The 13,347-nt window shown below is 66.9% G+C and carries 12 protein-coding genes; all 12 read left to right on the top strand.

Annotation, left to right across the window (positions count from 1 at the left end; translation table 11 throughout):
• Positions 1–29: 29 nt before the first annotated feature.
• The 12 genes from ACIGJC_RS27010 (at position 30) to ACIGJC_RS26955 (ending at position 13,342) form a co-directional block, all read left to right on the top strand.
• Positions 30–941, top strand: a complete 912-nt coding sequence (locus tag ACIGJC_RS27010) for a CheR family methyltransferase (RefSeq protein ID WP_483712537.1) — start codon at positions 30–32, stop codon at positions 939–941.
• The gene (gene cheD / locus ACIGJC_RS27005) at positions 941–1,594 is read left to right on the top strand and encodes a chemoreceptor glutamine deamidase CheD (protein ID WP_483712535.1); all 654 of its coding nucleotides are present in this window, start codon (positions 941–943) and stop codon (positions 1,592–1,594) included. The genes ACIGJC_RS27010 and cheD overlap by 1 nt, the downstream gene beginning before the upstream one ends.
• Before the next feature lie 21 nt (positions 1,595–1,615).
• A complete protein-coding gene (locus ACIGJC_RS27000; RefSeq protein WP_483712534.1) occupies positions 1,616–2,689 on the top strand; it encodes a protein-glutamate methylesterase/protein-glutamine glutaminase in 1,074 nt (357 codons plus the stop codon).
• A 129-nt stretch (positions 2,690–2,818) separates the two neighbouring features.
• On the top strand, positions 2,819–3,160 hold the full coding sequence (gene cheY / locus ACIGJC_RS26995; RefSeq protein WP_483714406.1) for a chemotaxis response regulator CheY: 342 nt from the start codon (positions 2,819–2,821) through the stop codon (positions 3,158–3,160).
• A 17-nt stretch (positions 3,161–3,177) separates the two neighbouring features.
• Positions 3,178–3,810 carry a protein phosphatase CheZ gene (gene cheZ, locus ACIGJC_RS26990; RefSeq protein ID WP_483712533.1) on the top strand — a complete coding sequence of 211 codons (633 nt, stop codon included), beginning with the start codon at positions 3,178–3,180 and terminating at the stop codon, positions 3,808–3,810.
• Positions 3,811–4,109: 299 nt separating this feature from the next.
• Positions 4,110–5,252, top strand: a complete 1,143-nt coding sequence (flhB, locus tag ACIGJC_RS26985; RefSeq protein WP_483712532.1) for a flagellar biosynthesis protein FlhB — start codon at positions 4,110–4,112, stop codon at positions 5,250–5,252.
• Positions 5,249–7,330, top strand: a complete 2,082-nt coding sequence (gene flhA / locus ACIGJC_RS26980; RefSeq protein ID WP_483712530.1) for a flagellar biosynthesis protein FlhA — start codon at positions 5,249–5,251, stop codon at positions 7,328–7,330. Before flhB ends, flhA begins: the two co-directional genes overlap by 4 nt.
• A 10-nt stretch (positions 7,331–7,340) precedes the next feature.
• Positions 7,341–9,776, top strand: coding sequence for a flagellar biosynthesis GTPase FlhF (flhF, locus tag ACIGJC_RS26975; RefSeq protein WP_483712529.1), 2,436 nt, complete (start codon positions 7,341–7,343; stop codon positions 9,774–9,776).
• Positions 9,777–9,787: 11 nt separating this feature from the next.
• Positions 9,788–10,579 (top strand): MinD/ParA family ATP-binding protein, encoded by a 792-nt coding sequence (locus tag ACIGJC_RS26970; RefSeq protein WP_483714405.1) that lies wholly within the window; start codon positions 9,788–9,790, stop codon positions 10,577–10,579.
• A 98-nt stretch (positions 10,580–10,677) separates the two neighbouring features.
• The gene (locus ACIGJC_RS26965; protein ID WP_483712528.1) at positions 10,678–11,394 is read left to right on the top strand and encodes an RNA polymerase sigma factor FliA; all 717 of its coding nucleotides are present in this window, start codon (positions 10,678–10,680) and stop codon (positions 11,392–11,394) included.
• Positions 11,394–11,843 (top strand): flagellar protein FlhE, encoded by a 450-nt coding sequence (locus ACIGJC_RS26960; protein ID WP_483712527.1) that lies wholly within the window; start codon positions 11,394–11,396, stop codon positions 11,841–11,843. The genes ACIGJC_RS26965 and ACIGJC_RS26960 overlap by 1 nt, the downstream gene beginning before the upstream one ends.
• 269 nt (positions 11,844–12,112) lie before the next feature.
• Complete coding sequence (locus tag ACIGJC_RS26955) at positions 12,113–13,342, top strand: NAD(P)/FAD-dependent oxidoreductase (protein WP_483712526.1); 1,230 nt, start codon at positions 12,113–12,115, stop codon at positions 13,340–13,342.
• Positions 13,343–13,347: the final 5 nt, after the last annotated feature.

The raw sequence follows: 13,347 nt of genomic DNA, 5'->3' as shown, positions 1-13,347 counted from the left end.
AGCGTTACCAAGCATTGCCACGCGAACCCATGATGCCCAACCGTACCGCCGCCAGCCTTGCCCCGGGCGCGATCGCCGCCAACGCGGCGGCCGCCGCCCTGCGGCGCGACGAGTCGCGCGATTTCCTGCTGACAGAGCGCGACTTCGAGAAGATCCGCGCACTGATTCATCGGCGCGCGGGCATTTCGCTGGGCAGCCACAAGCGCGAAATGGTGTACTCGCGCCTCGCGCGGCGCCTGCGGGCGCTGCAGCTCGCAGACTTCGCCAGCTACCTGGCCATCCTGGATGCCGACGACGCATCGCCGGAGTGGGAGTACTTCACCAACTCGCTCACCACCAACCTGACATCGTTCTTCCGTGAGGCGCATCACTTCCCCTTGCTGGCCGAGCATGCCAAGAAGACCGGCAGGCCGTACAGCGTCTGGTGCTGCGCGGCGTCGACGGGGGAGGAGCCGTACTCGATCGCGATGACGCTGGCCGAGGCGCTCGGCGATCGCGCGGCGACGGTGCTGGCCACCGATATCGATACGCAGGTACTGGCCAAGGCGCGCGCCGGCGTGTATTCGGAAGAACAGGTCGCGCGCCTCTCGCCAGAGCGGCTCAAGCGCTTCTTCCTGAAAGGCACCGGCCAGCGCGCGGGCTCGGTCAAGGTCAAGCCGGACGTGGCCTCCGCCATCACGTTCGAGCCGCTCAACCTGCTTGCGCCCGACTGGGGCATCCGCGAACGCTTCGATGTGATCTTCTGCCGCAACGTGATGATCTACTTCGACAAGCCGACGCAGGGCCGCATCCTGGAGCGTTTCGCGCCGTTGCTCAAGCCGGGCGGCCTGCTGTTCGCCGGCCATTCGGAGAACTTCTCCTACGTCACGCGCGCGTTCCAGCTGCGCGGCCAGACCGTGTACGAACTGGCGACGGACGCCGCCCGCGCAGGAAGGCCCTGATGCGTACGCCGCACCTTCCCGAAGCCATTGCCACGCGCAAGTACTTCGATCGCGAGTTCGATCGCCAGGCGATCAAGCTGCTGCCGAACGAGTACTACGTGACCGGCGAGGATGTGGTCCTGACCACCGTGCTCGGCTCCTGCGTGGCCGCGTGCATTCGCGACGAAAAGGCCGGCGTGGGCGGCATGAACCATTTCATGCTGCCCGATGACGAGGGCGGTACCGCGGACCGCATGCTGTCGGCGTCGATGCGCTATGGCTGCTACGCGCTGGAAGTGCTGATCAACGAGCTGCTCAAGATGGGCGCGCGGCGCGAACGCCTGGAGGCCAAGGTCTTCGGCGGCGGCGCGGTGCTTGCCAACATGACCACGCTGAACATTGGCGACCGCAACGCGGATTTCGTGTTGCGCTACCTGAAGACCGAAGAAATCCGCGTGGCCGCGCAGGACCTGCGCGGCCCGCATGCAAGGCGCGTGAGCTATTTCCCGGTCACCGGCCTGGCACTGGTGCGCCGCCTGACGCGCCAGGACGACCAGGTCTCGGTCGAACGCGACGAGCGCGCGCTGGCGCGTGCCATCGCGACGTCCGGCACGGCGCCGGCGCGCGGCGGAGAGCTCTTTGGGCGCGCGCCGGCGACGCGCGTGCCTTCCTGAACAAACCAACGCAGAACGACTATGACTGCTGCCAAGATCAAGGTGCTGTGCGTGGATGACTCCGCGCTGATCCGCAGCCTGATGACGGAGATCATCAACAGCCAGCCCGACATGGAAGTGGTAGGGACTGCGCCGGACCCGCTCGTGGCGCGTGACATGATCAAGCGCCTGAATCCCGACGTGCTCACGCTCGACGTCGAAATGCCGCGCATGGACGGCCTGGACTTCCTGGAGCGGCTGATGCGGCTGCGCCCGATGCCGGTGCTGATGGTGTCGTCGCTGACCGAGCGCGGTTCCGAGATCACCATGCGCGCACTGGAGCTGGGCGCGGTGGACTTCGTCACCAAGCCGAAGCTGGGCATCCGCGACGGCCTGATGGATTACACCGACACCATCGCGGACAAGATCCGCGCCGCGTCGCGCGCACGCGTGCGCCAGGCCCATGTGCCGGAGACCGGCACGGCCGCCGCCGCGCCGATCCTGCGCAGCCCGCTGCTGTCGACCGAGAAGCTGATCATCCTGGGTGCGTCGACCGGCGGCACGGAGGCGATCAAGGACTTCCTGATGCCACTGCCCCCGGACAGCCCTGCCGTGCTGATCGTGCAGCATATGCCGGCCGGCTTTACGCGTTCGTTCGCGCAGCGCCTTGACGGCCTGTGCCGCATCACGGTCAAGGAAGCCGAGCACGGCGAACGCGTGCTGCCTGGCTACGCCTACATCGCGCCCGGCGATTCGCACCTGCGCCTGGCACGCAGCGGGGCCAACTACGTGGCCCACCTGTCGCAGGAAGCGCCGGTCAACCGCCATCGTCCGTCCGTCGATGTGCTGTTCGACTCGGCCGCCGAACACGGCGGCAAGAACGTGATCGGGGTGATCCTGACCGGCATGGGCAAGGATGGCGCCAAGGGCATGCTGCGGATGCGTGAAGCGGGTGCCTACAACCTGTCGCAGGACGAGAGCACCTGCATCGTGTTTGGCATGCCGAAGGAGGCGATCGCCGCCGGCGGCGTGCATGAAGTCGTGCCTTTGCACGCGATGACCCAGCGCGTGATGGCGCGGCTGGCCACTTACGGGACCCGCGCGCAACGGGTCTGAGATAACGGAGCCGGACTGTTTCCGACTGGTCCGGACCCGACAAGCGAACGACATTCCACAACTGCATCTACCGGAGCCTTAAAAGTGGACAAGAGCATCAGGATCCTCGTGGTCGACGACTTCCCGACCATGCGTCGGATCATTCGCAACCTGCTCAAGGAGCTGGGCTTCAATAACGTCGAGGAAGCCGAAGACGGCGCCGCCGGGCTGGAGAAGGCCAGGGACGGCAGCTTCCAGTTTGTGATCTCTGACTGGAACATGCCCAATATGGACGGCCTGAGCATGCTGCAGGCGATCCGCGCCGACGCCGCCATCGGCAAGACGCCCGTGCTGATGGTGACGGCCGAAGCCAAGAAGGAGAACATCATTGCCGCGGCCCAGGCCGGCGCCAACGGCTACGTGGTCAAGCCGTTCACCGCCGCGACGCTGGACGAGAAGATCACCAAGATCTTCGAGAAGCTGGGCGGCTGAAGCCGACGGAGCGTCCCATGACCCCGACTATTCCGAACGATTCCGCCGAACAACTGATCCTGCGCATCGGCAACCTGACGCGGATGCTGCGCGACAACATGCGCGAGCTCGGCCTTGACAAGGAAATCGAGCGCGCCGCCCAGGCCATTCCCGATGCACGCGACCGCCTGAACTACATTGCGGTCATGACCGAGCAGGCGGCCGAGCGCACGCTCAATGCCGTGGAGCTGGCTCAGCCGATCCAGTCCGCCATCGAGCAGCAGGCCGAAGGCCTGGACAAGCGCTGGGACGCCTGGTTCGAAACGCCGGTCGAGCTGGGCGATGCCCGCGCGCTGGTGCTCGACACGCGCGCGTTCCTGACGGAGGTGCCGAAGCAGGCCCGTGCCACCGGCAGCCATCTGCTGGACATCATGATGGCGCAGGACTTCCAGGACCTGACCGGCCAGGTCATCAAGAAGATGATGGACATGATCCGCACGCTCGAGCACGAGTTGCTCCAGGTGCTGATCGAGAACGTGCCGACGGAGCGCCGCACGGAGGTCCAGGCCGCCACGCTGCTCAACGGTCCGCAAGTCAATCCCGAGGGCAAGGCGGATGTGGTGTCCGACCAGTCCCAGGTGGACGACCTGCTGGCCAGCCTGGGGTTCTAGGCGTAAAAATGGACGCGCCGTTGCCCCCTCTTCCGCTTGCGGGAGAGGGGGCAACCAACTGGTCGGGTAAGGTCCGTCGTTACCTGACGCTTCCCCGCATCGCGACCGGTGAGGTCCTTCTTCCCGGCTAAAGTCGGCCTGCCCGGTTGCCGTTAACTCCCTGCCGGTGCTCATTTCCCAAACAGCACCGAAATCTCCCGCCTTTTCCTCTGAATGCCCGCTCGGGCACGCTTCGATAATCCTCGCTGACCCATGGCGGCCATTGCGTGCCGCCCTGACCGTCCTGTCACGGAGCGTGGATGTCCGAAGAAAGCGATCTCGAGAAGACCGAACCCGCCTCACCGCGGCGCCTGGAAAAGGCGCGCGAGGAGGGGCAGGTCGTTCGCTCGCGCGAGCTCGCCACGTTGATCATGCTGACCACCGGCGTGGCCGGCCTGTGGACGTTCGGTGGCGTGTTGGGCCGCGCGCTGGATACCGTCATGCGGCAGTCGCTGCGTTTCGAGCCTGCCACGGCGTTCGATCCCTCGCGCATGCTGACGGCCTTCGCCAGCGTGGTCTGGGAAAGCCTGCTTGCCTTCCTGCCCTTGCTGCTGCTGTTCGGCGTGGCGGCCCTGGCCGCGCCGTTGCTGACCGGAGGCTGGACCTTTTCCGCCAAGGTCCTGGCGCCGAACTTTGGCCGCATGTCGCCGCTCTCGGGACTGGGCCGGATGTTCTCCGCGCATTCGCTGGCGGAACTGTTCAAGGCCATCGCGAAGTCCTTGCTGGTGGGCAGTGTCGGCGCCTGGGTCGTCTGGCACCGTCTGCCCGACGCCATCGCGCTGATGAACGCGCCGGTCCAGGAGGCCTTGCTGCACATGCTGGACATGGTCCTGCACTGCTGCCTGGCGGTGGTGCTGTCGCTGCTGGTCGTGGCCGCCATCGACGTGCCGTGGCAGTTCTACGAGCACTTCAAGAAGCTGCGCATGACCAAGGAAGAGGTAAAGCAGGAATTCAAGGAAAGCGAAGGCGACCCGCATATCAAGGGCCGCATCCGCCAGCAGCAGCGTGCCATGGCGCGGCGCCGGATGATGGCGGAAGTGCCCAAGGCCGACGTGGTGGTGACCAACCCCACGCACTTTGCCGTGGCGCTGCGCTACGAGGAAGGCCGCATGGGCGCGCCGCGCGTGGTGGCCAAGGGTACCGACGAGGTCGCCGCGCGCATCCGCGCCCTGGCGGCCGAGCACCGCATTCCGCTGATGTCCGCGCCGCCGCTGGCGCGCGCGCTGCACCGCCACGTGGAACTGAACCGGGAAATCCCGGCCGGCCTCTATGCCGCCGTCGCCGAAGTCCTGGCCTGGGTCTATCAACTGAAACACTGGCACTACTCGCAGGGTCCGCAGCCGTCCGCGCCTGTCGACCTGATGGTGCCGGATGAACTTGCCGTTCCGGAAAGCCGCGCATGAACGCTTTGAACTCCCTGCTGAACCTGCCTGGCCTGCGCAATGCCGGCCAGCTGAAGGCGATGACCGGGCCGCTGCTGATCGTCATGATCCTCGGGATGATGATCCTGCCGCTGCCCGCGTTCGTGCTGGACCTGTTGTTCACGTTCAATATCGCGCTGGCGATCATGGTGCTGATGGTCAGCATGTACACGCAGAAGCCGCTCGATTTCGCGGCGTTTCCGGCGGTGCTGCTGTTCACGACGCTGCTGCGCCTGTCGCTCAACGTGGCGTCGACGCGCGTCGTGCTGCTGGAGGGCCATACCGGTCCGGACGCCGCCGGCAAGGTCATCGAGGCGTTCGGCCACTTCCTGGTCGGTGGCAACTTCGCGGTCGGCATCGTGGTGTTCGCTATCCTGGTGGTGATCAACTTCATGGTCATCACCAAGGGCGCGGGGCGGATTGCCGAGGTGGGCGCGCGCTTCATGCTGGATTCCATGCCCGGCAAGCAGATGTCGATCGACGCCGACCTGAACGCCGGCCTGATCAACGAAGAGCAGGCCAAGAAGCGCCGCGCCGAAGTCGCGCAGGAGTCCGACTTCTACGGCGCCATGGACGGCGCCAGTAAATTCGTGCGCGGCGATGCCGTGGCCGGCCTGCTGATCATGTTCATCAACGTTGCCGCCGGCATGGTCGTGGGCATGGTCCAGCATGACCTGGACTTCGGCACCGCCGTGCACAACTACACGCTGCTGACGATTGGCGACGGCCTGGTCGCGCAGATCCCGGCATTGGTGATCTCGACGGCCGCCGGCGTGATCGTGTCGCGCGTGTCGAACGAACAGGACGTCGGCGAGCAGCTCACCGGCCAGCTCTTTACGAACCCGCGCGTGCTGTACCTGACGGCCGGCATCATCGGCATGATGGGCATTATCCCCGGCATGCCGCATATCGCCTTCCTGCTGCTGGCCGGCGGCATGGCCTGGCTGGGTCGCCATCTGGCGCCCCGGGCGGTCTCCACGGAACAGGCCAGGCAGCGCGAAGAGCGCGCGCCCGCCGCGACACAGGAATCGACCGAAGCGAGCTGGGACGACGTCACGCTGGTGGACCCGCTTGGCATGGAAGTCGGCTATCGCCTGATCACGCTGGTTGACCGCGCACAGGATGGCGAACTGCTTGGCCGCATCAAGAGCATCCGCAAGAAGGTGGCGCAGGAGATCGGCTTCCTGGTTCCGGTCGTGCATATCCGGGACAACCTGGAACTGAAGCCCCACGCCTACCGCATCACGCTCAAGGGCGTCGAGATCGGACGTGGCGAAGCCATGCCGGGGCAGTGGATGGCGATCAACCCGGGGCAGGTCAGCGGCGTGCTGCCAGGCGCGGCGACCAAAGATCCCGCCTTTGGCCTGCCGGCTGTCTGGATCGACGCCGGCATGAAGGAGCAGGCGCAGGCCTACGGCTACACCGTGGTGGACGCCAGCACCGTGGTTGCCACGCACCTGAACCACCTGATCCACATGCATGCCGCCGAGCTGCTGGGCCGCCAGGAAGTTCAGTTGCTGCTCGATCGCATCGCCAAGGAAGCGCCGAAGCTCACCGAGGACCTGGTGCCCAAGGCGATCTCGCTCACGGCGCTGCAGAAGATCCTGCAGAACCTGCTCGACGAAGGCGTGCCCATCCGCGACATGCGGACCATTCTTGACGTCATAGCCGAGCACGCCCCGAAGATCAGTGACCCGAACGAACTCACTTCGCTGGTGCGCCAGTCGCTGGGCCGGGCCATCACGCAGCAGCTGTTCCCCAATGGCGCGGACCTGCAGGTGATTGGTCTCGATGCCGGCCTGGAACGCGTGCTGTCGCAGGCGCTCACCAATGGCGGTGGCATCGAGCCGGGACTCGCCGATGCGCTGCTGCAGCAGACCCAGGGTGCCGTCGTCCGGCAAGAGCAGATGGGCCTGGACCCGGTGCTGTTGGTGCCGTCGCAGTTGCGCCCGCTGATGGCGCGCTTCCTGCGGCGCACCATGCCGCAGCTGAGGGTGTTGTCCCATGCCGAAGTGCCGGACAACCGCAATATCCGTATTACCGCAATGATCGGTGCGTGAGGAACGCAAGATGAGCGTAGCGAAATTCGTCGCGGCCAACGGCCGTGAAGCCATGCGCAAGGTGCGCGAAGCCATGGGCCCCGATGCCGTGGTGCTGTCCAACCGCACCATCGACGGCGGCGTGGAGATCGTCGCCATGCGCGATGCCGATCTCAGCGCCACATCGGCGGGCGCGCAAGTCTACGTTGCGCCAGAGCCCGTCGTGGCAGCGCCCGAGCCGGCTGCCATCGGCGACCTGCGCGGCGAGCTGCAGTCCATGCGCGCGCTGCTCGAACGCCAGCTGGCGGGGCCGGCTCCGGCCGCGGCCACCGGCGCGGTGGCCGCGGGGGATCCGCTGCGCGAGTCGCTGTTTGGCTGGATGGTCGGGGCCGGCTTCTCGGCACAGCTCGCGCGCACGCTGCTGGCACGGCTGCCGGTAGGCTGCGACCGTCCGGCGGCCATGACGTGGATTCGCGCCGAGCTGGCCAGCAAGGTGCCGGTGCTCGGCAACGAAGAGGCCTTGTTCGACCAGGGCGGCGTGCTGGCGCTGATCGGGCCTACCGGCGTGGGCAAGACCACCACCACCGCCAAGCTCGCGGCGCGCTACGTGCTGCGCCACGGCCCCGAGCGCCTGGCGCTGCTGACCACCGACAGTTTCCGTATCGGCGCGCACGAGCAGCTGCGCATCTACGGCGACATCCTGGGCGTGCCCGTGCATGCGGTGAAGGACGCCGCCGACCTGCGCTTCGCGCTGGCGGCGATGAAAGACAAGCACCTGGTGATCATCGATACCGTTGGCATGAGCCAGCGCGACCGCAACCTGTCCGAGCAGATCGCCATGCTCGCGGGCGTGCAGGCGCCGGTACAGCGCGTGCTGCTGCTCAACGGCGCCAGCCATGGCGACACCCTCAACGAGGTGGTGCATGCCTACCGCCACGACGCCGTGCCGGAGGGCGGCGGCGTCGACGGCTGCATCATCAGCAAGGTGGATGAAGCCACGCACCTCGGTTCCGTGCTGGACGTGGTGATCCGTCACCGCCTGCCCGTGTTCTACGTGTCGACCGGGCAACGCGTGCCGGAACACCTCGAACTCGCCAATGGCGCCACGATGGTCGAGCGCGCCTTCCTCACGCCGCGCCGCGGTTCGGTGTTTGCCGATGCCGACGCCGCGCGCAGGCAGGCCGGCAGCCTGGATGACACACCGGCCCGCCAGGGCGGTGCCGATGACGTGCTGCGTTCGCTGACCGACAGCGCGGACGCGCTGGGCCAGTGCGTGAGCGAACTCAATGCCGCGCAGCATGGCTTTGAACTGGCACGCCAGCTCTGGCAGCAGCGCGCTGCCGACGCGCCCACGCTGCGGCCGATGGCGCAGCAGGTGCGCGAGGCCGTCTGCCGCGACGTGAACCGCGAATGCGACCAGTTCGTGCTGTCGCTGGCGGCCACGCTGCAGGTGCCCGTACCTGGCCGCCGCGCGCCGCAGTCGATGCTGCATACGCTTTGGCTTGGCGATCGCATCGGCATGCCGCTGGCCGCCACGGTCACCCCGGCTGGCCGAGCTGGCCAGGCCATGGGCGAGGCTGACGCCGAAGCCGCTACGCTGCGCGCCACGATCGGTGCGGCCCGGCCTGTCGTCCATCTCGTCGATGCGCTGCCGGCGGCTGCCACGCTGACGCGCTGGCAGCAGGCCGGCGAACGCTGGGTGGCCGCCACGCGCAAGACAGCGCGCGTGATCTGCGGTGGCACCGCGTGGAAGCTGGACGCTCTGGCCGAAACGCTGACGTTCCACGCCGTGGGCGAAGTCAATGTGCGCGGCCGAGAAGCCGTACAGTGGCTGGCAACGACCGAGGTACGCGTGCCCGAGGGCCCCGTTCGCGGCCGCGGCGCGCCGGAAGGCGGCATCGACGCCCAGCTCGTGATCGCCAGGACGGTCGACTACGTCTCGGGCGAGCTGCTCGATACACGCTATCTGCTGTGCGATCCGCAACTGTCGGGCCACGCCGCGCATGCCGCGCGCTGGTCGCTGTGGGCGGACAACGCCGAAGTCCAGTTCCGCACGCTGCGCCATGCGCTGGACCATTTCGCGCAAGACGGCGAAGGCGCCAGCGCCGCGGGCGGCGGCCTGGCGGCGCTCCAGCTGGGCGTGACCGCGCTGCGCCTGGAACATTCGCCGACGGCTACGGCGCCGGCCTTCCTGGCCCGCCTGGCGGGCCGCAGCGGGCCGCGCCAGCCGGGCAGCGCCGCGGTGGCCGGTCCGGTGCTGAATGAAGGCATGGGCCGCCTGCTGGCCTTGCTGGACGTGCTGGAAAGCTATCCGGGCCGCCAGTCGGATGGCACGCCCGACACCGTTGATCTCCTCGAAAGCGACGACACCGCTGCTGCCATCGGTGCCGCGCGGCCCGCTGTGGCGGCGCCGGCCGGTTCGTTGTCCGGACTGCCCGAACTCATGGCTCCCGGAGTCACGTCGTGAGCACGCTGGCGATGGACCAGGCCGAGAGCCTGCGACGCATGCTGGCGCCGCGCGTCACGCGCCGCATCGCCGTGGTGGCCAGCGAACAGGGGGCGGGGGCGACCACCATTGCCTGTGGCCTGGTGCATGCCTTGTCGATGCAAGGCGAACGCGTGCTGCTCGTCGATGAGGACCGGGCCGGCCATGCCGTAAGACTGACCGGCGCGGAGCCCGCCGGCTCGTTTGCCGACGTCCGGGCAGGCCGCCTGACGCTGGAGGCTGCGCTCGGTGCGCGTCCGGCTGGCGCTGCCGCAGTATTGCCGGCTGGTACGCCACAGTCGAACGTCGCGCAATGGCCGGATTCGCTGTCCGGCTTTCGCAGCGTGCTGATCGATGCCATGACGGACGCGGATGGTGCGCTCTCCGCGCTGGCGGGCGCCGCGCACAACGTGCTGGTGGTGATGCGTCCGGAGCTGGCCTCGATCACCGCGGCCTATGCCTGCATCAAGCGCCTGCACCATCTGCACGCCTGCCGGCATTTCCACCTGGTGGTCAACATGGCGGCCACCGACGCCGCGGTGCAAGCCATTGCCGGAAACCTCGCGCGCACCGCGCGGCAGTACCTTGGCGTCGAGATCAGCAGCGCTGGCTGGCTGCCTGCCGATCCGCTGGTGACGCGCAGCGTGCAGCTCGGGCGCTGCGTGGTGGAAGCCTACCCGGCTGCGCCAGCCACGATTGCATTGCGCCGGGCCGCCAGTGGCATTGGCGCATGGCCGTTGCGCGCAGAGCGGGTCACGGCCGCGCCATCCGCCGTGGCGGCCTGAACGCATGACCGTTCGCAACGGAAGACGACCCCGCCCCTGACCCCGCCGGCCCGCCATGCGGGCAGGCTTTGCAAGCAAGCATTCACGAGAATTCCACCATGTACACGATCCAGGGAAAGCTCGAACAGGCCGACGTGGTCAAGACCCACGCGCAGCTGGTGCGCCGCATCGCGCTGCAACTGGCGGCCAAGCTGCCGGCCAGCGTGCAGATCGATGACCTGATCCAGGCCGGCATGATCGGCCTGCTCGACGCGGCCAAGCGCTATGAGGATACGCATGGCGCGCGATTCGAGACCTACGCCAGCCAGCGTATCCGCGGCGCCATGCTTGACGAGGTGCGGGCCAACGACTGGCAGTCGCGCAGCCTGCGCCAGTTCACGCGGCGCATCGAGCGCACGCAGCGCGGCCTGGAACAGAAGCTCGGCCGCGCACCGCTCGACTCGGAAGTCGCGCAGGAACTGGAAATGCCGCTGGACGACTACCAGGTCTTGCTCAACGAGGTCTATGGCTGCCAGCTCCTTCACTACGAAGACTTCGAGCGCTCGGGCGAAGAAGACTTTCTCGACCGCCATCTTGGCGTCAGCGAAGACGGCAATCCGCTCACGCAGCTGATGGAGAACGGCATGCGCGAAGCGCTGATCCGCGCCATCGACCGGCTGCCCGAGCGCGAGAAGCTCGTGCTGTCGCTGTGCTATGACCAGGAACTCAACCTGCGCGAGATCGGCGCGGTGCTCGAGGTGACCGAATCGCGCGTCTGCCAGATCCGCGGGCAGGCCATCACGCGCCTGCGCAATCAATTGCGCGGCATGCTCTGATGCGCGGCCGGTCTGGCATCGGACGGGGTGTCCAGCATGCCATGGCGGCCGTGCTGGCGGCGATCGCCACCGCAGCGTGGGCCGCGCCCGAGGCCGGCACCCGGCATGCCTGGAGCGCATCGGTCAATGGACCGGCGCTGTATGGCCGCGGCCAGCGCACCGTTTCTCCTCCGATCCTGCCAAGCGGCAACCTGCCGCAATCCGAAGGCATCATCACCTCGGTGCGCTGGCACTACAGCTTTGTCGCGACACCGCCGGTGGATCTGCAGGCTTACCTCTGCAATGCCCAGCGTTGCGTGATGCTGCCGCAGTCTGAAGGCAAGACCGACGCCTTCGATGGCGACGACGCGACCCAGGGCTTTGTGTTTGCCTTCAGGCTGCCCGGGCAGGGTGCGGTGGCGCCTCTGCTGCAGGGCAAGAGCAATCAGGTGATCGTGGGGTTCCGTTGACCGACAGCGTGCCAGCGCCGGTGTGACGACCAAACCCACATCGATATCGCCGCCTGGCACCACCGGCACTGTTCTGTTTCCACGTTTCCCTTCATTCGGTAGCATGTGGTCATACTGTCTCGCGACAGTGTTCGCGGCCCCTTGTTGCCCATTCCGTAGCGATGCCGTCGGATCCCGCAGGTCGCGATTTCCTGTGGGGAGGGGGCCGCCTCGTCACTAGCTTCAGTTGGCCATGCGCTGCGTGCGGGCTGAATGCGTTGGAGGATCAAATGGAAGATCAAGTTGCAGACGTGCTGATCATCGGCGCCGGGCCCGCGGGCTCCGTGGCAGCCGGGCTGCTGCGTCGCCGGGGTATTGGCGTGATGGTGCTCGAGAAGGAGACCTTCCCGCGTTTTTCCATTGGCGAGAGCCTGTTGCCGCAGAGCATGGAATACATCGAGGCGGCCGGCATGCTGCAGGCCGTGGTCGAAGCCGGGTTCCAGTACAAGAACGGCGCGGCGTTTGCGCGTGGCGACCGTTATGTCGATTTCGATTTCCGCGACAAATTCTCGTCCGGCTGGGGAACCACCTACCAGGTACAGCGGGCCGATTTCGATCATGTGCTGATCCGCGAAGCGGAGAAGCAGGGCGCGGAAGTCCGCTTCCGGCACCAGGTGACTGACGTGGACGTATCGGGGGCGCAGCCGGTCGTGACCGTGCGCGATCCCAATTGCAACAGCTACCGCGTCACCAGCCGCTTCCTGCTCGATGCCTCCGGCTTCGGGCGCATCCTGCCGCGGCTGCTGCAGCTCGAAACGCCATCCGGCTTTCCGGTGCGCAGCGCCATCTTCACGCATGTCGAAGACCGCGTGATGCCGGGCACCTTCGACCGCAACAAGATTCGCGTCGGGATTCATCCGCGGCATGTGGATGTCTGGTACTGGACCATTCCGTTTTCGAACGGCCGCTGTTCACTGGGCGTGGTCGCCGAGAAGGCTTTCCTTGACGGCTATGCGGGCAGTGACACGGAGCGGCTGCAGGCACTGGTGAACGAGGATCCGGCCCTGGCGGGCCTGCTGGCCAATGCCGTCTGGGATACCCCAGCACGCCATATCGCGGGCTATGCGGCAAACGTGAAATCGCTGTGGGGCAATGGGTACGCGTTGCTCGGCAACGCGGGCGAATTCCTGGATCCCGTCTTCTCGTCAGGCGTGACGATCGCGTTCAAGTCGGCAAGCCTCGCGGCCGGATGCATCGTGCGCGAATTCGCGGGCGAGACGGTGGACTGGGAGGCCGACTATGCGCGCATCCTGAAGTCAGGTGTCGATTGCTTCCGTACGTTCGTCGATGCGTGGTATGCGGGAAGTTTCCAGAAACTCGTCTTTCATCCAGATGCAACGCCCGATATCCGCCGCATGATCTCCGCCGTGCTGGCCGGTTATGCATGGGACCGTTCGAATCCGTTCGTCAGAAACCCTCAGCGGGGGCTCAGCGTGCTCGGGCAGTATTGCGACGACTGAACGCC

The sequence above is a fragment of the Cupriavidus sp. C3SS-1 genome (genome assembly GCF_057073755.1).
This window is presented reverse-complemented; position numbering and strand designations above follow the sequence as displayed.

Bases quoted from the DNA above. Each gene is read 5' to 3' on its own strand.
- flhF (WP_483712529.1), top strand. From the start codon at position 7,341: ATGAGCGTAGCGAAATTCGTCGCGGCCAACGGCCGTGAAGCCATGCGC.
- ACIGJC_RS26970 (WP_483714405.1), top strand. From the start codon at position 9,788: ATGGACCAGGCCGAGAGCCTGCGACGCATGCTGGCGCCGCGCGTCACG.
- flhB (WP_483712532.1), top strand. From the start codon at position 4,110: ATGTCCGAAGAAAGCGATCTCGAGAAGACCGAACCCGCCTCACCGCGG.
- ACIGJC_RS26960 (WP_483712527.1), top strand. From the start codon at position 11,394: ATGCGCGGCCGGTCTGGCATCGGACGGGGTGTCCAGCATGCCATGGCG.
- ACIGJC_RS27010 (WP_483712537.1), top strand. From the start codon at position 30: ATGATGCCCAACCGTACCGCCGCCAGCCTTGCCCCGGGCGCGATCGCC.
- ACIGJC_RS27000 (WP_483712534.1), top strand. From the start codon at position 1,616: ATGACTGCTGCCAAGATCAAGGTGCTGTGCGTGGATGACTCCGCGCTG.
- cheZ (WP_483712533.1), top strand. From the start codon at position 3,178: ATGACCCCGACTATTCCGAACGATTCCGCCGAACAACTGATCCTGCGC.
- ACIGJC_RS26965 (WP_483712528.1), top strand. From the start codon at position 10,678: ATGTACACGATCCAGGGAAAGCTCGAACAGGCCGACGTGGTCAAGACC.
- cheY (WP_483714406.1), top strand. From the start codon at position 2,819: ATGCGTCGGATCATTCGCAACCTGCTCAAGGAGCTGGGCTTCAATAAC.
- cheD (WP_483712535.1), top strand. From the start codon at position 941: ATGCGTACGCCGCACCTTCCCGAAGCCATTGCCACGCGCAAGTACTTC.
- ACIGJC_RS26955 (WP_483712526.1), top strand. From the start codon at position 12,113: ATGGAAGATCAAGTTGCAGACGTGCTGATCATCGGCGCCGGGCCCGCG.
- flhA (WP_483712530.1), top strand. From the start codon at position 5,249: ATGAACGCTTTGAACTCCCTGCTGAACCTGCCTGGCCTGCGCAATGCC.